The 19,792-nt window shown below is 60.4% G+C and carries 21 protein-coding genes and 1 tRNA gene; 10 read left to right on the forward strand and 12 right to left on the reverse strand.

The genetic code is table 11. The features are described from left to right. Together CUJ84_RS09830 and metG are read right to left on the reverse strand one after the other, a co-directional pair. Window positions 1-783, reverse strand: a complete 783-nt coding sequence (locus CUJ84_RS09830; protein ID WP_105006041.1) for a TatD family hydrolase — start codon at window positions 781-783, stop codon at window positions 1-3. Window positions 784-787: 4 nt separating this feature from the next. Next, window positions 788-2,338, reverse strand: coding sequence for a methionine--tRNA ligase (gene metG, locus CUJ84_RS09835; protein WP_105008142.1), 1,551 nt, complete (start codon window positions 2,336-2,338; stop codon window positions 788-790). 234 nt (window positions 2,339-2,572) lie between these two features. Between metG and CUJ84_RS09840 the strand changes: the two genes are divergently transcribed. Together CUJ84_RS09840 and CUJ84_RS09845 are read left to right on the forward strand one after the other, a co-directional pair. Next, complete coding sequence (locus CUJ84_RS09840) at window positions 2,573-3,361, forward strand: sulfite exporter TauE/SafE family protein (RefSeq protein WP_105006042.1); 789 nt, start codon at window positions 2,573-2,575, stop codon at window positions 3,359-3,361. A gap of 31 nt (window positions 3,362-3,392) precedes the next feature. Continuing rightward, on the forward strand, window positions 3,393-3,728 hold the full coding sequence (locus CUJ84_RS09845; protein ID WP_158686913.1) for a hypothetical protein: 336 nt from the start codon (window positions 3,393-3,395) through the stop codon (window positions 3,726-3,728). Window positions 3,729-3,841: 113 nt separating this feature from the next. Here the strand turns inward: CUJ84_RS09845 and CUJ84_RS09850 are convergent, their stop codons facing one another. From CUJ84_RS09850 to CUJ84_RS09865, 4 genes are all read right to left on the reverse strand, one after another. Then, complete coding sequence (locus tag CUJ84_RS09850; RefSeq protein ID WP_105006044.1) at window positions 3,842-4,867, reverse strand: DNA polymerase III subunit delta'; 1,026 nt, start codon at window positions 4,865-4,867, stop codon at window positions 3,842-3,844. Between the two features lie 8 nt (window positions 4,868-4,875). Continuing rightward, entirely contained in the window at window positions 4,876-5,556 is a 681-nt protein-coding gene (tmk, locus tag CUJ84_RS09855) for a dTMP kinase (RefSeq protein WP_105006045.1), read from the reverse strand. A gap of 133 nt (window positions 5,557-5,689) precedes the next feature. Next, the gene (locus CUJ84_RS09860) at window positions 5,690-6,883 is read right to left on the reverse strand and encodes a D-alanyl-D-alanine carboxypeptidase family protein (RefSeq protein WP_105006046.1); all 1,194 of its coding nucleotides are present in this window, start codon (window positions 6,881-6,883) and stop codon (window positions 5,690-5,692) included. 71 nt (window positions 6,884-6,954) lie between these two features. After that, window positions 6,955-8,049 carry a septal ring lytic transglycosylase RlpA family protein gene (locus CUJ84_RS09865; protein ID WP_105006047.1) on the reverse strand — a complete coding sequence of 365 codons (1,095 nt, stop codon included), beginning with the start codon at window positions 8,047-8,049 and terminating at the stop codon, window positions 6,955-6,957. Window positions 8,050-8,445: 396 nt separating this feature from the next. Between CUJ84_RS09865 and CUJ84_RS09870 the strand changes: the two genes are divergently transcribed. Continuing rightward, complete coding sequence (locus CUJ84_RS09870) at window positions 8,446-8,955, forward strand: hypothetical protein (protein ID WP_105006048.1); 510 nt, start codon at window positions 8,446-8,448, stop codon at window positions 8,953-8,955. 116 nt (window positions 8,956-9,071) lie between these two features. Next, the gene (locus CUJ84_RS09875) at window positions 9,072-9,275 is read left to right on the forward strand and encodes a hypothetical protein (protein ID WP_024322612.1); all 204 of its coding nucleotides are present in this window, start codon (window positions 9,072-9,074) and stop codon (window positions 9,273-9,275) included. Between the two features lie 112 nt (window positions 9,276-9,387). Here the strand turns inward: CUJ84_RS09875 and CUJ84_RS09880 are convergent, their stop codons facing one another. Then, window positions 9,388-9,714 (reverse strand): GYD domain-containing protein, encoded by a 327-nt coding sequence (locus tag CUJ84_RS09880; protein ID WP_105006049.1) that lies wholly within the window; start codon window positions 9,712-9,714, stop codon window positions 9,388-9,390. Between the two features lie 289 nt (window positions 9,715-10,003). On the opposite strand from CUJ84_RS09880, the gene CUJ84_RS09885 reads away from it, so the two are divergent. From CUJ84_RS09885 to CUJ84_RS09900, 3 genes are all read left to right on the forward strand, one after another. Beyond that, a tRNA-Ser gene (locus tag CUJ84_RS09885) sits at window positions 10,004-10,093 on the forward strand. Window positions 10,094-11,004: 911 nt separating this feature from the next. Then, window positions 11,005-11,730: a 3-keto-5-aminohexanoate cleavage protein gene (locus tag CUJ84_RS09890; protein ID WP_105006050.1), complete on the forward strand. Its 726-nt coding sequence runs from the start codon at window positions 11,005-11,007 to the stop codon at window positions 11,728-11,730. A gap of 672 nt (window positions 11,731-12,402) precedes the next feature. Then, on the forward strand, window positions 12,403-12,627 hold the full coding sequence (locus CUJ84_RS09900; RefSeq protein WP_010035073.1) for an alkylphosphonate utilization protein: 225 nt from the start codon (window positions 12,403-12,405) through the stop codon (window positions 12,625-12,627). 18 nt (window positions 12,628-12,645) lie between these two features. Here CUJ84_RS09900 and CUJ84_RS09905 read toward each other — a convergent pair whose 3' ends face one another. From CUJ84_RS09905 to CUJ84_RS09920, 4 genes are all read right to left on the reverse strand, one after another. Then, window positions 12,646-13,473 (reverse strand): transglutaminase-like domain-containing protein, encoded by an 828-nt coding sequence (locus CUJ84_RS09905; RefSeq protein ID WP_105006052.1) that lies wholly within the window; start codon window positions 13,471-13,473, stop codon window positions 12,646-12,648. Window positions 13,474-13,531: 58 nt separating this feature from the next. Beyond that, window positions 13,532-14,452: a transglutaminase family protein gene (locus CUJ84_RS09910; RefSeq protein ID WP_105008143.1), complete on the reverse strand. Its 921-nt coding sequence runs from the start codon at window positions 14,450-14,452 to the stop codon at window positions 13,532-13,534. Between the two features lie 515 nt (window positions 14,453-14,967). Next, window positions 14,968-15,123 carry a hypothetical protein gene (locus tag CUJ84_RS09915; protein WP_018445292.1) on the reverse strand — a complete coding sequence of 52 codons (156 nt, stop codon included), beginning with the start codon at window positions 15,121-15,123 and terminating at the stop codon, window positions 14,968-14,970. A 266-nt stretch (window positions 15,124-15,389) separates the two neighbouring features. After that, window positions 15,390-15,683, reverse strand: a complete 294-nt coding sequence (locus tag CUJ84_RS09920; protein ID WP_105006053.1) for a hypothetical protein — start codon at window positions 15,681-15,683, stop codon at window positions 15,390-15,392. A gap of 347 nt (window positions 15,684-16,030) precedes the next feature. On the opposite strand from CUJ84_RS09920, the gene CUJ84_RS09925 reads away from it, so the two are divergent. Then, window positions 16,031-16,285: a GlsB/YeaQ/YmgE family stress response membrane protein gene (locus CUJ84_RS09925; protein WP_018242084.1), complete on the forward strand. Its 255-nt coding sequence runs from the start codon at window positions 16,031-16,033 to the stop codon at window positions 16,283-16,285. Between the two features lie 79 nt (window positions 16,286-16,364). Here the strand turns inward: CUJ84_RS09925 and CUJ84_RS09930 are convergent, their stop codons facing one another. Further along, the gene (locus CUJ84_RS09930; RefSeq protein ID WP_026188395.1) at window positions 16,365-16,646 is read right to left on the reverse strand and encodes a hypothetical protein; all 282 of its coding nucleotides are present in this window, start codon (window positions 16,644-16,646) and stop codon (window positions 16,365-16,367) included. Window positions 16,647-16,865: 219 nt separating this feature from the next. Here CUJ84_RS09930 and CUJ84_RS09935 point away from each other — a divergent pair, with 219 nt between their 5' ends. Then, window positions 16,866-18,758: a peptidylprolyl isomerase gene (locus CUJ84_RS09935; protein ID WP_105006054.1), complete on the forward strand. Its 1,893-nt coding sequence runs from the start codon at window positions 16,866-16,868 to the stop codon at window positions 18,756-18,758. Window positions 18,759-18,766: 8 nt separating this feature from the next. Then, on the forward strand, window positions 18,767-19,783 hold the full coding sequence (gene trpD / locus CUJ84_RS09940; protein ID WP_105006055.1) for an anthranilate phosphoribosyltransferase: 1,017 nt from the start codon (window positions 18,767-18,769) through the stop codon (window positions 19,781-19,783). Window positions 19,784-19,792 lie beyond the last annotated feature (9 nt).

Below are 19,792 nucleotides of genomic sequence, written 5' to 3' on the forward strand. Positions count from 1 at the left end.
CTAGATCCTCGGCATCTTCGAGAACAGCCGGAAAGCGTTCTCTGTCGTGATCCGCGCGACCTCTTCGTAGGAGAGGCCGATCGTATCGGCGAGCACCTCTGCCGTGTTGACGACGTAGGACGGCTCGTTGCGCTTGCCGCGCCAGCGCTTCGGCGCCAGATAGGGCGCGTCTGTTTCCACAAGCAGCCGCTCATGCGGGATCATCCTGGCGATCTCGCGCAGCTCTTCCGACTTCGGGAAGGTCAGGATGCCCGAGAAGGAAATGTAGCCACCGAGTGCGACACCGGTCTTGGCAAGCTCCGGGCCGGCGGAGAAGCAGTGAAGAATGAAGGGGAAGGCCCCCTTCCCGCTTTCCTCGGTCAGGATGTCCGCCATGTCCTCGTCGGCACTGCGGCTGTGGATGACGAGCGGCAGCCGGGTCTCGCGCGCCGCCGCAATATGCCGACGAAAGCCGGTCTGCTGATCCTCAGGCTTCTGCGTGTCGTAGAAATAATCGAGGCCGGCCTCACCGATCGCCACCACCTTCTCATGGGCATTGGCGAGACGCACCAGCTCTTCCGTCTGGATGTCAAGCTCTTCGTCGGCATTGTTCGGATGCGTGCCGACCGAGCAGAACACCGAGGGATATTTCTCCGTGATGGCAAGCAGCGTCTCGAGCTTGCGCACTCGCGTCGAGATCGTCACCATCTGCGCAACACCAGCCGAATGGGCGCGCGCGACGATCTCGTCCCGCTCCGCCTCGAAGTCGGCGAAATCAAGATGGCAATGCGTGTCGATCAACACGGCCTCAAGCCTCCGGAGCCACGTAGCGCGGGAAGACCGGCGTCGGCGCTTCGAGCGCCGTTCCGGCAACCAGACGGCCGGCTTCGCCGAGGGCAGCAAAATCGCGCTTGTCTTCGGGTGCCGCGACCAGATCGAGCAGCTTGCCTGATGATTCCGGCATGAAGGGCTGCAGCAGGATGGCAATCTGGCGCACGACTTCGGCAGTCACGTAAAGCACCGTGCCCATCCGCTCCGGATCGGTCTTCTTCAGCGCCCACGGCGCCTGGCCGGCGAAATAACGGTCGGTCTCGGAAACGACCGATATGATCGAGGCGAGCGCCCGGTGGATCTGCTGCTTGCCCATATCCTCGCGGGTCGAGGCGTACAGCGCGTCGACCTGTGCCAGCATCGCCTTGTCTTCGTCGCTGAGCGCCCCGCATTCCGGGATCTTGCCGTCGCAATTCTTGACGATCATCGACAGCGAGCGGCTGGCGAGATTGCCGATGCCGTTGGCGAGGTCGGAATTGATGCGGGTGCCGATCGCCTCTTCGCTATAGCTGCCGTCCTGGCCGAAGGACACTTCGCGCAGGAAGAAGTAGCGCACCTGGTCGAGGCCGAAATGGTTCACCAGATTGACCGGATCGACGACGTTGCCGAGCGACTTCGACATCTTCTCGCCCTTGTTGAGCAGAAAGCCGTGGGCAAAGACCCGCTTCGGCAGCGGCAGCTTCGCCGACATCAGGAAGGCCGGCCAGTAGACGGCATGGAAGCGGATGATGTCCTTGCCGATGATGTGCACGTCGGCCGGCCAGTATTTCGCCCGCGGGCCGTTCCTGTCCTCGATATAGCCTGTTGCGGTGATGTAGTTGGTCAGCGCGTCGACCCAGACATACATGACGTGGGCCGGATCGTTCGGCACCTTGATGCCCCAGTCGAAGGTCGTGCGCGAGACCGAAAGGTCCTTGAGGCCCGACTTGACGAAGGAAATCACCTCGTTGCGGCGCTCGGCCGGACCGATGAAGTCGGGGTTCGCCTCATAATGCGCAAGCAGCTTCTCCTGGTACTCGGAGAGCTTGAAGAAATAGCTTGCCTCTTCCACCCACTCGACGGGCGTGCCCTGCGGCCCGTAGCGCACGCCGTCGGCGCGCAGTTCGGTCTCGTTTTCCTGGTAATAGGCCTCGTCGCGCACCGAATACCAGCCGGCATAGCTGTCCTTGTAGATGTCGCCATTGTCGGCCATCAGCTTCCAGATGTTCCGCGACGTCTCGTGATGACGCTCCTGCGTGGTGCGGATGAAATCATCATTCGAGGCGTTGAGCAGTGTCGCCATCGCCTGGAATTCGCCGGAGTTGCGGTCGGCGAGCGCCTGCGCCCTGATCCCCTCGGCGCGCGCTGTCTGCTGCATCTTCTGGCCGTGCTCGTCGGTGCCGGTCAGGAAGAAGACATCCTTGCCATCCAGGCGCTGATAACGCGCCATCGCATCGGTCGCGATCAGCTCGTAGGCATGGCCGATATGCGGCTTGCCGTTAGGGTAGGAAATCGCGGTGGTGATGTAGAAGGGTGTCTTGTCTGTCATGGCGGCCAATGTCCGGCTAACTCTATAAAAATGGTCAGCCGCTCTTAGCGCATGTCACCGTCAAGCGAAACCTCAACTTTCCAGCTATCGATGATTTCCCAGACGCTGACGTGGTGAACTTGACTCGGCTTCTGCCGCCATCTACCCGTCTTGGGAAAGAGGGCGGGACAAGAACGAAGTGTCAGTTTTCATCTACCGGATTTGTCGTGGCCCCGCGCAGTCGGGGGCGCTTGCTTGACATTCGAGCCGCTCTATTCGCTTTCCGGCCTGGTCGTCGGCGCCCTCGTCGGCATCACCGGCGTTGGCGGCGGTTCGCTGATGACACCCCTGCTGGTGCTGCTCTTCGGCGTCCATCCCGCCACCGCCGTCGGCACCGATCTTCTCTATGCGGCGATCACCAAGACGGCAGGTACGGCCGTTCACGGCATGCATGGGCGGGTCAACTGGAAGATCGTCGGCAGCCTCGCTTTCGGCAGCGTGCCGGCCGCCCTGCTGATGCTGTGGCTGCTGGCCGGCGTGGATCGCAAAAGCATCGGCGTGACCAATACCATCACCACCGCGCTCGGCTGGCTTCTGGTCATGACCGCGATCATGCTGGTCTTTCGAGGTCCGATCCTCGAATTGGCGCGCCGCGCCATCGGCGACCGCACGCCGCCGAAGCCGACGACCATCCTCGCCCTCACCGTCATTCTCGGATTCGTTCTCGGCGTCCTCGTCACCTTGACCTCGGTCGGCGCCGGGGCGTTGGGTGTGACGATCCTGCTGATCCTCTATCCCAGGCTCGATGTGCGCGAGATCGTTGGTTCCGATATCGTCCATGCGGTACCGCTGACCTTGATCGGCGGCACGGGCTATTGGCTGATCGGCGAGATCGACTGGCCGATGCTGCTTGCCCTGTTGATCGGCTCTATCCCCGGCATCATCATTGGAAGCCTTCTGGCGCCGAAGCTGCACGAACGCACCATCCGCATCGTCCTTGCCGCCACGCTTGCTGTCGTCGCATTGAAGCTGTTGACCGGCTGATCAGGTGCAGACTGATAAACGGGGATAATGCATGTCAGAAAATCACTTCGATCCTATGCTGGAAGACCTGAAGAAACGGTCCGTCGACAGGCGTCTCGAGGCGGATATATTCGACGCTTCAGCTTTTGAGGCCTTGAAGGACCATCTTTGGCGAAAGGCGAAAGGTCTCAAGCGCAAGTCTTCCATCTCAAAGCAGGTTTTGTTCATCCTTCGGTCCGCCGCCGCCACGATACGAAGCCGGGCAGGATACCTTCCCAACGTGCACGAGCAGCTTCATTGGGCCAGCCATTTTGAGTTAATACTCGATCGACTGATAGCCGGTGAAAGGCTCGATGAGCGCCAACCCGGCGTCCCCCGCATCGTATAACGAACCATCGCTCAGTTGATGGGTTCACGGCCTAAACACGTGTCGCGCAAAAGTGTGCAGCGGTTTTAGGATAATGACATGCATAAAAATAGAGACTTAAAGCGCGTCGCGCTTTAGAGGCCTGGCTGCTTGATATCGGCGAGAATGCTGATGATCGTCTGCTTGCGGTCGAGATTGTAGCCATCGGAAACGGTGAGCCGCTCGGTGATTTCGGAATAGAGGCGCGCCAGCCGCTCCGCCGCGGCGATCTGCCCCTTGCCCGCTGCCGCGCGCGCCCGGTTCATGATGTCGTCGCCGACATGGCTGACGAAGAAATCGAATATCGTGTCGCTTTCCCGACCCGAAAGCGCGTCGGCCAGCCGATGCATTGCCTTGCGTGCTGTCGGTCCCTCGGCGGAAAGCATCTCGTCATAGGCGGCGATGATCTCGCCGCCGCCGTAGTTCAGGAGTTTGAGCGCCTCGCCGACGCTGCCCTTGGCGGCCGAAAGCACCGCCCCGCCTTCGCCTGATATGCCGAGATGGGCAAGGGCCGCGAAGAGTTCATCGTCGGCAAGCGGCGCCAGCTTCAGCGGCAGGCAGCGCGAGCGGATGGTCGGCAGCAGCCGTCCCGGCGCATGCGAGAGCACCAGGAACAGCGCCCGCTTCGGCGGTTCTTCCAGGATCTTCAGGATGGCGTTGGCGGCATTGCGGTTCATGTCGTCGGCCGGATCGATGATGACGATCCGCCAGTTGCCGGTGCCGGATGTCTGCGAGAAGAATTTGCCGGCGCGGCGCACCTCGTCGACTGTTATCGCCGATTTCACCTTGCCGGTCTTTTCGTCCACCGGCCGGGCAAGGTGCAGGAGATTGTGCGAGGCGCCCGACGCGATCTGCCGGCTGACGGGAGAGGCAGGATCCGGATCGCCGATCGTTTCCGGCGCTGTCTCGGGATCGGAATGTGAGAGCACGTGATTGGCGAAGCGGAAGGCGAGCGTCGCCTTGCCGATGCCTTCCGGCCCCTCGATCAGGATGGCGTGATGGCCCTTGCCGGACCGGTAAGACTGCGCAAGAAACGCCTCCGCCTCCTTATGCCCGAACAGCCTGGTATTTTCCCCCGGCCAGATGGCGCCGTCGAGCAGTCCGGGCCTTTCCTCACTCATACTGGGCCTCACTCATGATGTGCGGCTTCCGGCATTCGGGCACGGCCTGCGGGCGATAGCAGCTGTTTGACGATCGCCAGGATCTCGGCGCCGATCGTCTCTTCCGGCTGCATGGCGTTGACCACGTGGCAGCGCTCCGGCTCGCGGGCGGCGATATCGAGAAAAGCCTCGCGCCGTTTCTCGTGCGTTTCCAGCCGCTCCTTTTCGAAGCGATCGGGAGCATCGGCCGCAGCGCGCTTTTGCGCCCGCTCCAGCCCGACCTTGGCGGGGATATCGAGGATCACAGTGCAATCCGGCATGACACCGTTGATGGCGATGCGCTGCAGCGTCTCGATGAAATCGGGCTCGAGATTGCCGGTGACGCCCTGGTAGACGCGGGAGGAATCCATGAAGCGGTCGCAGAGCACGACCTTGCCTGATGCAAGGGCCGGCCGGATCACCTCTTCGACATGGTCGTTGCGGGCCGCGGCAAACAGGATCGCCTCCATCCGCGTGCCGAAGGCTTCGGCAGCCCCCGACAACAGCACATGGCGCACAGCTTCGGCGCCCGGCGATCCGCCTGGTTCGCGCGTCACCAGCACGTCGTGACCTTCGCCCTTCAGTGCCTCGGCGAGGCGGCGGATCTGCGTGGATTTCCCAGCGCCTTCCCCGCCTTCAAACGTAACGAACAATCCCGTACCGGATGACAATGACAACTTCCCGCATTCCAGGCGCCGCACGCGCCCTGCTCCTTCTATCTATCCGAAGATATCAGGGAGGAAAACCTTTCGCCGCGGCGACATATTCACCTTTCCCGGCAAATTGCATGAAAGGACCGGGCTTTTAGCCGGGCGCGGACTTGTCCCAGAGCCAGGAGAAGAACAGCGATTCGCCGAGTTCCAGCATGGCGTCGACCGCCCGGCTGCTGAGCGAGCCCTCGCCGACCGCCTGCACGGTATAGAGTGGCACTTCCCTGAGCAGCCGGCTGCCGGCGAAAATCCTGAGCGTGCCTGCCTGGGTATCCGGCTTGACCGGCGCCGTCAGCGGCCAGCGATAGATGATGCGCGCCGACAGCCGGTCGGGATTGCTGATTGGGATATAGACGCTGACCGGCGCCTTGGCGACGAGATCGACGGTGCGCGCCGTGCCGCCATAGACGCTGGCGGCACCGATCACTTCCTTCTCGCCGAAGATTTGCCGGTTCTCAAAGGCCGTCAGCCCCCATTCGAGCACCCGCTTGGCCTCCTCCGTCCGCTCCTTGTCGGAAGCGATGCCGGCAAGCGCCACAAACAACCGCCGGCCGTCGCGCTCAACCGACGCGACGATCGAATACCCCTCGCCCTCGGTAAAGCCGGTCGCCAGCCCATCAGCGCCGAGATCGAGCCCGAGCAGCGGATTGCGGTTGCGCTGGAAGATCTTGTTCCACTCGAAATCCGGCTGGACGAAATAGGGATAGAGGTTCGGATAGGTCTGCTGGAGGGCGGCGGCAAGCGTCACCATCTCGCGCGCCGTCACCTTGCTCTTGCCGTCGGGAAGGCCGGTGGAATTGCCGAACTCTGCCTTTTCCATGCCGAGCTCGCGGGCGCGGCGCGTCATCGACACGGCAAATTGCTGCTCGCTTCCGGCCATGCCTTCGGCGAGGATGATGCAGCTGTCATTGGCGCCCTGGATGGCGACGCCCTTGATCAGGTCCTCGACGCGCACGCGCGATTTCAAGCTGGCAAACATCGTTGCCGTCCGCGACGGCGCGCCGCCGGTGCGCCAGGCATATTCGGAAACGGGATATTCGGTATCGAGCGTGATCTGGCCCTTCGTCACCGCCTCGAAAACGAGATCCATCGTCATCAGCTTGGCGAGCGAAGCCGGCGAAAAGCCCTGGTCCTCGTTCTTGGCGAGAAGCACCGTGCCGGTGGCAGCCTCGATCATATAGGCCTGCGCCGCCTTGGTGGCAAAACCGGCGGCACCGCCATCGGCTGCAAACGCGCCGGTGGCGAACGGCATCAGGCATGCAAGCAGGCGAAGCGCGGGCTTCAGCATCGCAATTTCCATTTATGGAGCGGCTTATGTCGGCAGGTTAGAGCGAGGGGGAATCCGATGCAATGCCATGCTCAGCGCGCGGCGAATTTGGCCTGATGACGCTTGGCCGCGGCAAGGATCGAATCCTGCGTCAGCCCGTCATTGCGCACCATCACCGCATCGAAGGCGAGATCGACGGTCACCGTCTTCACCTCTTCGTTCTGGTAGCCGAGCGCCAGTGAATTCTGAGGCCGCTCATAGGGCATCGGACCGATCTCCGGCAGCACGACCATCTGGTCCATCGCCTGCGCGCCATTGTTGAAGGACGGCGCTGATGGCGCGACCAGAACATGGGCAGCCGGTGCCGGAGCGGGTGCTGCGTTGTAGCGTGCGCTCGGCGTCGAGCCGGCATAGGAGGTTGCCGACATCGGCACCGGCACGTTGGACGGCGTCTCGTAGTCTTCCGAACTCTGCAGCTGGTCGCGGGTGATCTTGCGACTGTTGGAGGCGACCATGACGCCGGTTGCGATCTGGCCTTCCGGATTGACGCCGGGAATACGGCTGCCCTTCGGCGAATAGGAGGCCATCAGATAGGGCATGTCGTGGCCGTCCATGCGGGCGCGGCCGACATATTGCACGCGCACCTTGCCGGTGCCGCTGTGCTGCAGGTCCAGCATGTCAGCCGTCTTGTTGGAAAGGTCGATGATCCGGCCTTCGTGATAGGGGCCGCGATCGTTGACGCGCACGATGACGGAGGAACCACTTTCGAGATTGGTGACCCGCGCATAGCTCGGCAGCGGGAAGGTCGGATGCGCGGCGGAAAGATGCATCTGGTCGTAGACTTCGCCGTTCGCCGTCAGGCGCCCGTGAAAGGCCGAACCATACCAGGAGGCGACGCCGACCTTGTTATAGGCGAAGTCTTCCTTCGGGTAGTACCACCTGCCCTTCACCTCGTAGGGGTTGCCGACGATGTAGCGGCCGCCGCCCTTGGGGATATTGTTGCCGGTGGCGACCCGTGGGCTCGCCTTCACGCCATATTCGGATTCGGAGAAATATTCTTTGCCGTGGGATTTTTTCTTCGGCACTGCCTGTGTCGTGCCGCAGGCCGCAACCGTTGCACACATCGCCGAGATCGCCAGCCACCGTGCTGTCGTTGCGAAAGACGCCGCCCCGTATTCCAGTTTCATGTGCCCCACGCCGCTCAAAGATCGTTATGGTTAAGGAACCCTGCCCCATCCTGGGGCAATACCGCCTTATTCCCGCCCGCCTAACGAGGCTTTAATCTTGTTAAGTTCGTGGCAATTTTACGAACGATTTCGCAGCGATAGCGACAATTCTAATAATTATGGTTTATAAATCACTAACGCGAACCCTCCCCGCCTGCCCTTCCGCCGCCGCAATGAGGCCTGAAATCATCGTGCCGATGCGGGGCATATGGTGAACATCCGGGCGCTTCCGGACGCCCCAAAAGCTCCATATTGAAACACGGTCTGCGCGTATTTCACGAGCGGCAGCACGGCACTACCTTGCCCATCCCGGCGATATGACGCTATGCACTCTCATCGCGGGTTGGGGGCATAAGAATGGGCCGAAAATTCATAAGCTTGATCTTGTTGATGGTGATATCAGCTTCATCGACCGTCGGCGCCGACGCGGAGGAAATTCCAGCCTATTGGCGCAAGACGATGACCAATGATCCCCAGACGAATTTTTATCTTGCCGAGAGCCTGAAACCCTTGCCGAACAAGGATGCCGAAACCCTCAAGGTGCTCCGGCTGTCGCTGATCGCCGGCAACCTATGCCTCGGCGCCGCCATCGACACCAAGACAGGCGATGCCTTTTTGCGGCGGGCTGGATATAATCACATCCGCGGAAAGGTCTGGGACGAAGCCACCTTCCTCGCCGACGACTGGTTCAAATATTTCAACTACCGCTCCCTCGCCCATCTCTGCGCTGGCATCGACTATATTTTCGGGCCGGAGGGAAAACTGGTGCCCAATCTGGTAAAGCCCGGCAATGGTGAACCGAAGGGATCCTACGATCTCCAAAATCCCTACCTGCGGCTTCCACCCCTACGCAAGCCGAATGGGTAGGTCACCTGGCCGACTGGATGTGATGCAACGCGGATCGCGTATTTGACTCTTCGTGGCTGTATGGGAACGAAATGGCCGCCACGGGCTTTGAAGGTTTAGACCTTTGGAGGATCACCATGAACGATGAAACCCTGACGCAGCTCGACACGGTCAGCCAACAGTTGCATGTCCGATCTCGCGCGCTTTCCCAGCCAGATGAAGACAACGACATCGCAATCCTGATGTCGGCACTCGCGGTGACGATGGAGGCGGTTCGTTCTCTCTGCGAGGATATGAACCAGCTCAACGGTCCGAAGGGCCTTGGATCTGACGGGGGCTAGCTCTCTCATGTCTCCCGCGCAATTCCTCATGTCTCCGGCGCAATTCACGGAAAGCGTGCGCCGGGGAAAGTGATACGCGCGAAACACTTCTTCCACATCAGTGGACCGCCACCTACGCTGCCGGTGGACGATACCGAATCGACTTCGCCTTTTCCAAGGCTTCGATCGTATCCTCGACGCTGAGCAGGACAGTGGTCTCCATGGAGCTGAGCGCGCCTCCTGCACCGATAGCAAGCGCGACTGCCGCCATCGATACGTTATCGGGCGCCTCCCACAGATTCCAACCATCACGCTCGCCGAAGGCGTACCAGAATCCATGGAGCTTTCCGCCAACGGATTCAATGTAACTACGTGCCGCCTCTCGGCGATCCTCGGGGTTTTCGATCATCCGCGCCCACGTCTCGGGCGTATAGCTAAAGCGCGTGAGATATATGGCCATGGTTTGCTTCCTCCCCGGCACAACACAGTAAGCGCTCAAGCCGGGGCGAACGCGAGTCATTTCCAATGTGCGGAACAGGCCGCTCTGCCTGTTTCGTTTCGCAAAGAGGCAGAGACTTATGCGCCGGAACTGCGATCGGCGAAGATACCGGCAAATGCTGCAGAGCAAGTTGACGCTGCTATCAAAGCTGCTAAAAAGCCTGCCATCGAGTGATTGGGTAGCAAATCGGCCGCAATGTCCGGTTGGTAGAAATCAACAGAATGTTGATGTCTCAACCTTTCAATCAGATGGAAGAGTGTCCGAGTGGTTTAAGGAACCGGTCTTGAAAACCGGCGTGCGGGAAACCGTACCGTGGGTTCGAATCCCACCTCTTCCGCCATCTTATATTGATTTTGTTGGATAATTTCCGCTTTCTGCCCGGGAGTTGTACGCTTATCATAACCCTGATTCTCGTATGAAAAACCGCCAGCTGGTGAGGCCGGCGGCGGGCTATGGTAGGGCTTCCGTTTTACGGTCGCCCCGATGATCGACTGGACGGATCGGCCAAGCAACTAGGGCCCTCAGAGCGCGTGTCGTACTTCTCGTCGTACCGTGGTTATTGGGCCTTCCTCACCTAGCCCTAAATCAGCACCCCCTAATCCTTGCGAAAATTCACGAGGCGCATAAATTCAATCTATCAGATGGCTTTTGCTGGTGACCACGGATGTACTGGCACCGTGCTGATGCAATCAAAGAAGGTCGGCGCGAGCATTCGCCCGACCTTTCTTTTCATCCAAGACCGTTCTGTGGCCACTGCCCCGACACCTTAATTTCCTGGCAGCACAGCTGGTCAGAGGTTGGCTTTCTCTGAAGTAATCGGTGAGCCTCACGCCTGCTCCTTTGCGTCGCCGATGAGATGATGTACAGGCTGCGGCAGGACGCGACTGCCATTAACTTAAGAATGGGGTCGGGCGGCAGATTGACGTCACGTCGCTGCCACGAGATCACGTGGCCGTCCTCTGAGCCGGCGTCGCAAAGACGTCCCGACATGACACGGCAACCTTGCAGGGCTAAAGTCACCCCGAGTTAGGTTTGCTTCAATCCTCCAATTGAGCCGCTTTAGGCTCTCGGCGTTCGCGCAGCTTGTTCCTGGGCCGAAAGCAGCCGCCGCCTATCCCGGCTGATTTGATATCACTGGGGCTGCAACAGCAAGGGAAACGGCCGTGATAGCGGCGCCCTCAAGGTTCTTCGAATTTTCCAGATTTTGGTATACCCAGTGTCTTAAGCGGCCAACAAGCGCGAGGCTCCTTTATGATCGTTCAAGCTTGCATCAACGGCGCACGGTCGAGGGATTTCCATCCGCTCCTTCCGCTGACGATCGATGCCATGGTGCGCGATGCCGCCGCTTCGGTCGCTGCGGGCGCCGCGGAGCTCCACATTCATCCGCGCGGAGCCGATGGCAAAGAGAGCCTTGCCGCCGTCGACGACACGGTCGGTGCGATTCGCCGTGTCTGTCCAGGAACGCTGATCGGCGTTTCCACAGGCGCCTGGATCGAAGGCGATCGGGAGAAAACGCGGGAAGCCATCCGCCGCTGGTCTGTCCTGCCGGATTATGCGTCAGTGAACCTGTCGGAAGACGATGCGCCTGGTGTCATCCAGCTGCTCCGGCAAAAGGGCGTCGGGATTGAAGTCGGGCTGGCATCAGTCGCCGATGCGGAGCGCTACACCAGCCTCGGAGATCATAAGCGGGTCTTTCGACTGTTGATCGAGCTCGACGACGAACAGGACCTGCAGCGCGCATGTGATATCAGGGATGGCATTATCGAGGTGCTCGAGCGCAGCCGCGTCAATCGGCCGATCCTTCTGCACGGTTTCGACGGGACTGTCTGGCCCTTCGTCAGATCGGCGCGCGAGCGACACTATTCCACCCGCATCGGCCTTGAAGATGGCAAGCACCTTCCAGATGAAACAATTGCGAGTGACAATGCCGCATTGGTCGCTGCGGCCGTTGCAATCTTCCGCGGCCAATCGAACTGATCCCACTGTCGAATTTTCGCCGTCGCCGGTCCACTTGATCCCGGCCGACTGATCGTTGCCCGCGAGCTAGAACTATGACAACCGGAATAGAAGCTTTCCGATTTTCGGAATTCGGCGCGCCTGATGTCCTCTGCCGAACGCGCGGTTCGATTATCCTCATTCCGTGATGCCGCACGCGCCGATGCGAATGTTCATTCAGTAATTCGACCAAGGAAGAATGTTCACGAAAAATACGAATATATCAGGACGCCAACGGAACCCCAGAAGATAAGCGGTGCCAGTATCATCCCCGCGACGATAATCTTAGTCACATCAAAAACTCCGCAAACTCCGGCCCGGCGCAAAACCTATTGCAGCGGCCGAAGCGTTGGTATGGGCATGAAGTCCGGGACAGGTCGGACCTTGGTCTGAGCTTCACCGCGGCGGACGAGTGCCGGGCTCATTTATCCCCGCGCGCTGGGTGCCGCCGGTAAGGGATCGCTGGCTGCGTTCGGTATGCCTGTGCGTGAGTTGATTAAAGAAGGGTCGCGTAGGGCTGAAGATCAGCCTGGCCGGCCCCTTCGCATTGACTATCCCATGCCAACATGATTTCCCGTCCAGGATCACGGCAGCGCCACGCGTCCTTTAGGGCGCGCAGAGGACGCTGTGGCACTGAATGGCTGCGGAGACATTATGGCCGACGACATCATCGTAAAGGACAGCAACGGAAGCCAGCTTCACGACGGCGATTCCGTGACGCTGATCAAGGACCTCAAAGTCAAGGGAACCTCGGAAACGCTGAAGCGTGGAACCCTGGTCAAGGGCATTCGCCTGACCGACAATCCGGGTGAGATCGAGTGCAACACCAAGCAGGTCAAAGGCCTCGTACTGAAAACAGAGTTCCTGAAGAAGGCATAGGATCTCCCTCGCCCACCGTCAGTCGTCCTTGAGTGCCTCCTGCGGCACTTCCTCGGTGATCACCTCGAAACGGGAAAGCGTTGCCGGGCCGAAGGCCGTCGACATCGCGACGTCGGTGGCGTCGCGGCCGGTCCCCATGAGTATTCTACCAATGCGCGGCGTGTTGTGGCGGGCGTCGACCGTATGCCAGTGGCCGCCGAGAAAGACCTCGAACCAGGCGCTGAAATCCATCGGATTGGGGTCGATCGGAACGCCGATATCGCCGAGATAGCCCGTGCAATATCTGGCTGGGATATTCATGCATCGGCAAAGCGCGATGGCGAGATGGGCAAAATCGCGGCAGACGCCCGCCTTGTCGGTGAAGCCGCCATGCGCGGTCCTGAGGACGTCAGCCTTCAAGTAATCGAAGGTGATGTGGTCATGGACGAAATCGCAGATCGCCTGGACGCGCGCCCAGCCGAGCGGCGTCGATGAGAACGTCGCCCAGGCGAAATCTGCAAGCCTATCGGTGTCGCAATAGCGGCTGCCGAGCAGGAAGACCAGCACATCGTCTGGCAGGTCACTGATCGCGTGCTGGACGGCATCGTCGGGAACGATGTCGGGCTGGCCGCTGTCGTAGATCTCGAATTCCGTCGAGATCGTCGTCAGGCCCGGCGGGGCGACGATCCGGCTGCAGGCATTGCCGAACACATCAGTATAGCTCCATGCCTCGATGGGCTGGTCGAATGTCAGGATCTGATCGCTGAGAAGATCGGCACGACGGGAGGGGTGGATGTTGAGGACGAGCAGCATCGGCGTTGGCTGCATGCATTCGTAGCCCAGATGAAACCCGGCGCGTATCTTCATTGTGGCTTCCTTGTCGCGTCTCCGCTTTGGCAGCGGTGAGTAGAGAACGCTGATCGCGCTACCCGGTTCCCGCAAGATCGGGACTGTCATCGCGTGGCTGGCCAGATTGCCTCGTGGTGACGTTCACCTGCACCGTCATGCTGTCGAAATCCTTCCCATCCCCGTCATAACTGCCGCTCAACGGGACTGCCTGGCGCGGATCGCGGGCAACGGCGACACGAATAAGATCGCGGTTACCGACGATGCCGTTGGTCGGATCGAACTCAGTCCAGCCGGCGCCGGGAAGATAGATCTGGCACCATGCATGCGTCGAACCGCCGCCGAGCACGGTGGAGCCGTCCCGGTCGGGAACATAGACATAACCCGTGACGAACCGCGCCGCGAGACCGAGGACGCGTGCCGCCTCCATCATCAGCAGCGCAAAATCCCGGCAGGTGCCGGAACGAAGCTGCAAGGTCTGCACCGGCGTCTGCGTCCCATGTTCCTGGCGCCGCGCATAGACGAAGCTTTCCCGAATGGCGTAACAGAGCGTCATCAGCAGGTGGCCGGTCTCCGTCGGACGCCCAAGGCGCACGAACTGGCGCGCCCAGCGTCCGACCTCGTCGTTCGGATCGGGATAATGGCGCTGCATCGCCGGCGTCAAATCGGCAATCTCATCCTTGTCATAGGAGAATGGATAGGTCAGGGCTTCGTCGTCGACCTTAAGATCCAGGGCGACCTGCGGCGTATGATCGAGCGTGATCCAGGTTTCGAAACGAAGCTCGGACGCCGGCCTCGAAATATCGACAAGCGCCACGCAATTGCCGAAAACATCGTGGATCCAGCGCACATGGCTTTCCTCAGGATAGATCGTCAACGACGCTTCGATCAGCCGCTGGTCGAAACTGTCGCGCGGTCGGAACATCAAGCGATGCTCGCCGAATTCGACTTCCCTGACGTAACGATAGGACGTGATGTGGCGAACGGAGAAAATCGTCATGAGCCGCCGCCCGGTAATCTGTTCACTTTGCTGCTCCAAGACGGCGATGCCGCCTCTCCTCTGCGGAACCGCCCTGCCCGCTTTCAGGCTCATCCCGATTTCTTGTCATATAAGCACATTCGAAAGATTGCTATTGTATCTTCAACCGATCGACGGCGGGACCGTCCAACCTAAGAGGATAACATGCATATCATCTGGGACGTTCTGACCCTTCTGCTGACAATTGGCTCGCTTTATGGCGGGCGCGAATACCGGATTATTCGCGCCCGTGCCCGTGCTCAGAACTGGGGCAACTTCTGACCTGATCCCTATCATTGATTCGATCCGGATATCTCTGATTCGTTTCAGAACCATGGATCGCATCGGATCGCTGCCGGTCGCGGTTACGTCGAATGACGTAACGCCACACGCTTAAGAAAGTGCTTTATTAGCTGAGACGGAGTCTATCCGTCCATTCTCCCTGTTATTCTAAGCCCGCCTCACCCCAGGCGGGCTTTTTTATTCCGTCGCCTGCGTCACTTCTTGGCGCCGGCGGAAAGCACCCGATGGGTCGCGTTGTCCATGGCGTGGCTCGCTTCCTGTCCATCCTTCTTCAGCCCGTATGCGGTATTGCCGCAGCCGGAAAGTGTCAGCAGGCAGATGCAGGCGATGGCGATTGCAGCTTTTGGCATCAAGTGTTTTCCCCGGTTGAATGGCGATTCAGAGCATGATGCCGAAAAGTGTGAGCGGTTTTCGGACGACATCATGCTCTAATTCTAAATTTTGAACAGGATTCAGATTTTAGGCCGACTGGGCCTAAAATCATCCTATTCTAGGGAAAATGATGCACTCCTCGCCAAAATCAATCCGCAGGAGATAAGCGCGAACAGGCGGTATGGAACTCCATGACGTGGATCGACGTTAACGGGAGCTATCCAACCGGGGTTAACGACATGGATTACCAGATTGCCTTCGCCGCGACGGTCGCAACAGCATCCTTCCTCTTCTTCATGTTGATCGTCCACCGGACCTGATTGCTAGCCGGCGGCGCCTTGAGGCGCTCGATCACTTGACCAGCGCCGACCCATGCTGCAGCCCGCCCGTTTGCCATCCGGAGAGATGGCAGCACCAAGTGCTGCTGCGCCTGCAGTCGGCGTTGATGAGGCGGCATAGACCGGAAGGCCTGGAGAGCATAGATTGCAGAAGATCCGTCAGCAAACACGGGAAGGGTGCAGAAGAAGAGTTTCGACATCCGAAAGTATTACGACAAAGCAAAATGTACCGAATTTTAATTAATTGCCAGGCTTAACTATCTGTTAACAATATAGTTGCGCTCCGTCCGCTTCCGCTTATGCTTTAAGCAAAAGGGGAGAGGAAAGATGTTTAGCAAAAGCCTGATCATGCCTTTCGGATTCGCAATGCTCGCCATTGCCGGCCTCCTGTTCCAGATTGCCGCCCACGCGTTGAACTCTCCGGTCACCTTGCTGCAGCCGTGAGTCACATAAGTTGCTGAACCCGCAAGCAATCTCAGTAACCGGGAGTGGAACTTCCTTTCGTTTCGTGCATTCTGTGACTCGTTTTGCCAGGAGGGAGATAACCATGGAAGACGCAGGCGTGGGTTGGATTGCAGCCATCATTATCGGCGGTGTCGCCGGATGGCTGGCGGAAAAGGCCATGCGCAGCAGCATGAGCCTACTCATGAACATATTGCTCGGCATCATCGGCGCTATTGTCGCCAACTGGATCCTGGGTCTGTTGCACATCCAGCCGCTCGCCGGTTGGCTGGGTTATCTGATCACGGGTTTCGTCGGTGCCTGCATCTTGATCGCGATCGGGCGCGTCATCCGACGCTGACGATAGCTTTTGCTGTCCTCGGAAATATTGAAAGCCGGGCGTTCACGACGTCCGGCTTTTTTTCACCCGATATTCCCGTTCAACGGCGGCTGAGCAGGCCGAACACGTAGGCAATGCCTGCCGTCACCGCGAGTGCCATGAGCGGTTCTTCTCGCACCTTGTCGCGCAGTTGCTCCGTCATCAGCGAAGCCTCGTCGGTTACCGCCGACTTCGCCCCCTGCCCCAGCGCCACCACGCTTTCCGTCAGCCGGGAGAGATCGTTGCGAAGGGCTGCGACCTGCGCCGACAGATCGTCTGCTGCTATGTCAGCCTTGACGCGCGCAGCGGTGGATTCGGCGGAAGCGGTTTTCAATTCTGCCATGGTCTGCTCCTGTTTCATGGGATGCCGCTTCAACGAAATGGCGGCCAAAAAGGTTCCGCCGGAGCCGATCTTTTGTTCGCCGCAAAGCTGCTGCCGCGCTGCCGTCGGTCCGCGCAGCTTTTCGCGTGACAAACCCTTCATTTCCTGTCGGGTTTGTTTTAAGGAACGTCGAATGTCTGCCCGCGCGCGGGTCAATGATACTGCGAGGTTTGCGTTTCTATGTTCCATATCCTGAGAAGGGCCGCTCAGACCTGGGTCGCCAAGCTGCTGATGCTTCTGCTGGTCGCGTCCTTCGGCATCTGGGGCGTCTCCCGGTCGCTGATAACGGGCAGCAACAGCACCACGGTCGTGACCGTCGGCGATCAGCATGTGGACGTCAACGAATTCCACCTCGCCTATCAGCGCCAGGTGGCAAGCGTCAGCCAGCAGTTCGGCACGCGCCTCACCCCCGAGCAGGCCCGCGCCTTCGGCATCGAGCAGCAGGTTCTCGCCCAGCTCGTCGCCGGCGCCTCGCTCGACCAGCTCGCTGAAGACATGAACCTCGGCCTGTCGCAGGATCGCCTCGCCCAGCTGATCGCCGACGATCCGGCTTTCAAGGCCGTCAACGGCCAGTTCGACCGCGAGCTTTTTGTCTCGCGTCTTCGCAATGCCGGCATCCGCCAGGACGATTACATCAAGGAGCGCAGCAAGGTCGCTGTCCGCAGCCAGGTGGTCGATGCCATCTCCAACGGTTTCACGGCCCCGAAGACGCTGGTCGATGCCCTGAAGCTCTATGGCGATGAAAGCCGCAGTATCGACTACCTGCTGCTGACCAACGCCAATATCGAGCCGATCAAGGCGCCTGCCGACGACGTGCTGGCGACCTGGTTCGATGGCGTCAAGCAGCGCTACCGGGCGCCTGAATACCGCCAGCTCGTTTATCTCAAGCTGCAGCCCGCCGATATCGCCGATGCGGCGACCGTCACCGACGACCAGATCCACGAAACGTTCGACAAGAGCAAGGATACCTATCGTACGCCGGAAAGCCGCACCATCGAACAGCTGACCTTCACCAGCAAGGATCTTGCCGCCGCCGCCGAAACGGCGCTGAAGAGCGGCACCAGCTTCGACCAGCTGGTTTCCGACCAGGGCAAGACGGCAAGCGATGTGCTGCTCGGCGAGTTCACCAAGGACAAGGTTCCCGACCAGGCCGTTGCCGATGCGGCCTTTACGGTTTCGCGCGATGGCGGCACGACGCCTGTCGTCGATGGCTCCTTCGGCCCCGTCATCCTGCGCGTCACCAACATCAAGCCGGAAACGACGAAGAATTTCGACGAGGTGAAGGAGGATATCCGCAAGCAGCTGGCGCTCTCCAACGCCTCTCAGGAAGTGATCAACGTTCACGATCGCATCGAGGATCTGCGCGCGGGCGGTTCCACGCTCGAGGATATTGCCGGCCAGCTGAAGCTCACCGCCGTGGCCGTCGACGCCGTCGATATGACCGGCGCCGACAAGGACGGCAAAGAGGTCAAGGATATCCCAGCCAAGCAGCAGCTGCTCGGCGAAGCCTTCAAGACCGAGGTCGCCGTCGATGCGCCGCCGCTGCCGATCGGCAACGACGGCTATGTCTGGTTCAACGTCCGCGAAATCACGCCGGACCGCGAGCGCCCGGTGGCCGAGGTGCGCGAAAAGGCCGTCGAGGACTGGACGGCGGAGCAGCAGAAGGCAGAACTCGCCAAGAAGGCCGGTGAATTGAAGGCCGAAGCGGCCAAGGGCACCGCACTTGCCGATATCGCAACACCGCTCGGCATCGCCGTCGAGAGCAAGAGCGGCGTCACCCGCTCCACCGATGATGCGGTCCTCGGCCGGGCCGGCGTCACCGCCGCCTTCTCCGGCCCCGTCGACACGGTCGCAAGTGCTGTCGGCGCCGATCCCTCGACGCAGATCCTGCTGAAGGTCACCGAGGTCAACACCCAGCCGACCGGCGATGTACTGAACAACCGTGATGCCCAGATCACCGCCATGGCCAATGCCGCCGGCGATGATATTCTCGATCAGATGGTCAACCTGCTGCAGACGCAGTACGGCGCGCAGATCAACCAGACCCTCGCCGAACAGGCGACGGTCCGCTAGGAGGCTCTATGACCGATCTCAAGCCGTTCCTGGCCAAGGCCGCAAGCCGCGAGCCGCTGACGCGTGAGGAGGCTCGAGCCGCCTTCGACATCCTGATGTCGGGCCAGGCGACGCCCTCGCAGATCGGCGGCTTCCTGATGGCGCTGCGCGTGCGCGGCGAAACCGTCGATGAGATCGTCGGCGCCGTTACCGCGATGCGCTCGAAAATGCTGACCGTCGAGGCGCCTGCCGATGCGATCGACATCGTCGGCACCGGCGGCGATGCCAGCGGCACCTACAACATCTCGACGCTGGCGGCGCTGATCGTCGCAGGCGCCGGTGTTCCTGTCGCCAAACACGGCAACCGGGCGCTGAGTTCGAAATCTGGCGCAGCCGACAATCTGGCCGCACTCGGCGTCAAGCTCGACGTCGGCCCGGAGATCATCTCCCGCTGCATTGCCGAGGCCGGCGTCGGCTTCATGTTCGCGCAGATGCATCATTCCGCCATGCGCCATGTCGGCCCCTCAAGGGTCGAGCTCGGCACGCGGACGATCTTCAACCTGCTCGGGCCGCTCTCCAATCCGGCCGGCGTTCGCCGCCAGCTGCTCGGCGTCTTCTCACCGCAATGGCTGGTGCCGCTTGCCGAAGTCATGCGCGATCTCGGCTCCGAATGCGTGTGGGTCGTCCATGGCGACGGCCTCGACGAGATCACCACCACCGGCGTCACACAAGTGGCGGCACTCGAAGACGGCAAGATTCGCACCTTCGAACTTTCGCCCGCCGATTTCGGCGTCAGCCCTTGCGTGCTTGCCGATATCAAGGGCGGTGACGGTGTCGCCAACGCCGCGGCTCTTCGCGAGGTGCTCGGCGGCGCCAAGAATGCCTATCGCGATGTCTCGCTCGCCAATGCTGCCGCCTCGCTCGTCATCGCCGGCAAGGTCGAGACGATCCGCGACGGCATGACGCTGGCTACGCAGTCGCTGGATAGTGGCTCCACCGCGCTCGCCCTCGACAAACTCATCGCCGTTTCCAACGATATCGACTAGGATTGCCCG

This window comes from Rhizobium leguminosarum, from assembly GCF_002953715.1.
GTDB lineage: Bacteria > Pseudomonadota > Alphaproteobacteria > Rhizobiales > Rhizobiaceae > Rhizobium > Rhizobium leguminosarum_V.

Excerpts from the sequence above, each read along its gene's own strand:
- metG (WP_105008142.1), bottom strand. The coding sequence starts at position 2,338 with ATGACAGACAAGACACCCTTCTACATCACCACCGCGATTTCCTACCCT.
- CUJ84_RS09845 (WP_158686913.1), top strand. The coding sequence starts at position 3,393 with ATGTCAGAAAATCACTTCGATCCTATGCTGGAAGACCTGAAGAAACGG.
- CUJ84_RS09850 (WP_105006044.1), bottom strand. The coding sequence starts at position 4,867 with ATGAGTGAGGAAAGGCCCGGACTGCTCGACGGCGCCATCTGGCCGGGG.
- CUJ84_RS09860 (WP_105006046.1), bottom strand. The coding sequence starts at position 6,883 with ATGCTGAAGCCCGCGCTTCGCCTGCTTGCATGCCTGATGCCGTTCGCC.
- CUJ84_RS09865 (WP_105006047.1), bottom strand. The coding sequence starts at position 8,049 with ATGAAACTGGAATACGGGGCGGCGTCTTTCGCAACGACAGCACGGTGG.
- CUJ84_RS09870 (WP_105006048.1), top strand. The coding sequence starts at position 8,446 with ATGGGCCGAAAATTCATAAGCTTGATCTTGTTGATGGTGATATCAGCT.
- CUJ84_RS09875 (WP_024322612.1), top strand. The coding sequence starts at position 9,072 with ATGAACGATGAAACCCTGACGCAGCTCGACACGGTCAGCCAACAGTTG.
- CUJ84_RS09880 (WP_105006049.1), bottom strand. The coding sequence starts at position 9,714 with ATGGCCATATATCTCACGCGCTTTAGCTATACGCCCGAGACGTGGGCG.
- CUJ84_RS09890 (WP_105006050.1), top strand. The coding sequence starts at position 11,005 with ATGATCGTTCAAGCTTGCATCAACGGCGCACGGTCGAGGGATTTCCAT.
- CUJ84_RS09900 (WP_010035073.1), top strand. The coding sequence starts at position 12,403 with ATGGCCGACGACATCATCGTAAAGGACAGCAACGGAAGCCAGCTTCAC.
- CUJ84_RS09905 (WP_105006052.1), bottom strand. The coding sequence starts at position 13,473 with ATGAAGATACGCGCCGGGTTTCATCTGGGCTACGAATGCATGCAGCCA.
- CUJ84_RS09910 (WP_105008143.1), bottom strand. The coding sequence starts at position 14,452 with ATGACGATTTTCTCCGTTCGCCACATCACGTCCTATCGTTACGTCAGG.
- CUJ84_RS09915 (WP_018445292.1), bottom strand. The coding sequence starts at position 15,123 with ATGCCAAAAGCTGCAATCGCCATCGCCTGCATCTGCCTGCTGACACTT.
- CUJ84_RS09920 (WP_105006053.1), bottom strand. The coding sequence starts at position 15,683 with ATGTCGAAACTCTTCTTCTGCACCCTTCCCGTGTTTGCTGACGGATCT.
- CUJ84_RS09925 (WP_018242084.1), top strand. The coding sequence starts at position 16,031 with ATGGAAGACGCAGGCGTGGGTTGGATTGCAGCCATCATTATCGGCGGT.
- CUJ84_RS09930 (WP_026188395.1), bottom strand. The coding sequence starts at position 16,646 with ATGGCAGAATTGAAAACCGCTTCCGCCGAATCCACCGCTGCGCGCGTC.
- CUJ84_RS09935 (WP_105006054.1), top strand. The coding sequence starts at position 16,866 with ATGTTCCATATCCTGAGAAGGGCCGCTCAGACCTGGGTCGCCAAGCTG.
- trpD (WP_105006055.1), top strand. The coding sequence starts at position 18,767 with ATGACCGATCTCAAGCCGTTCCTGGCCAAGGCCGCAAGCCGCGAGCCG.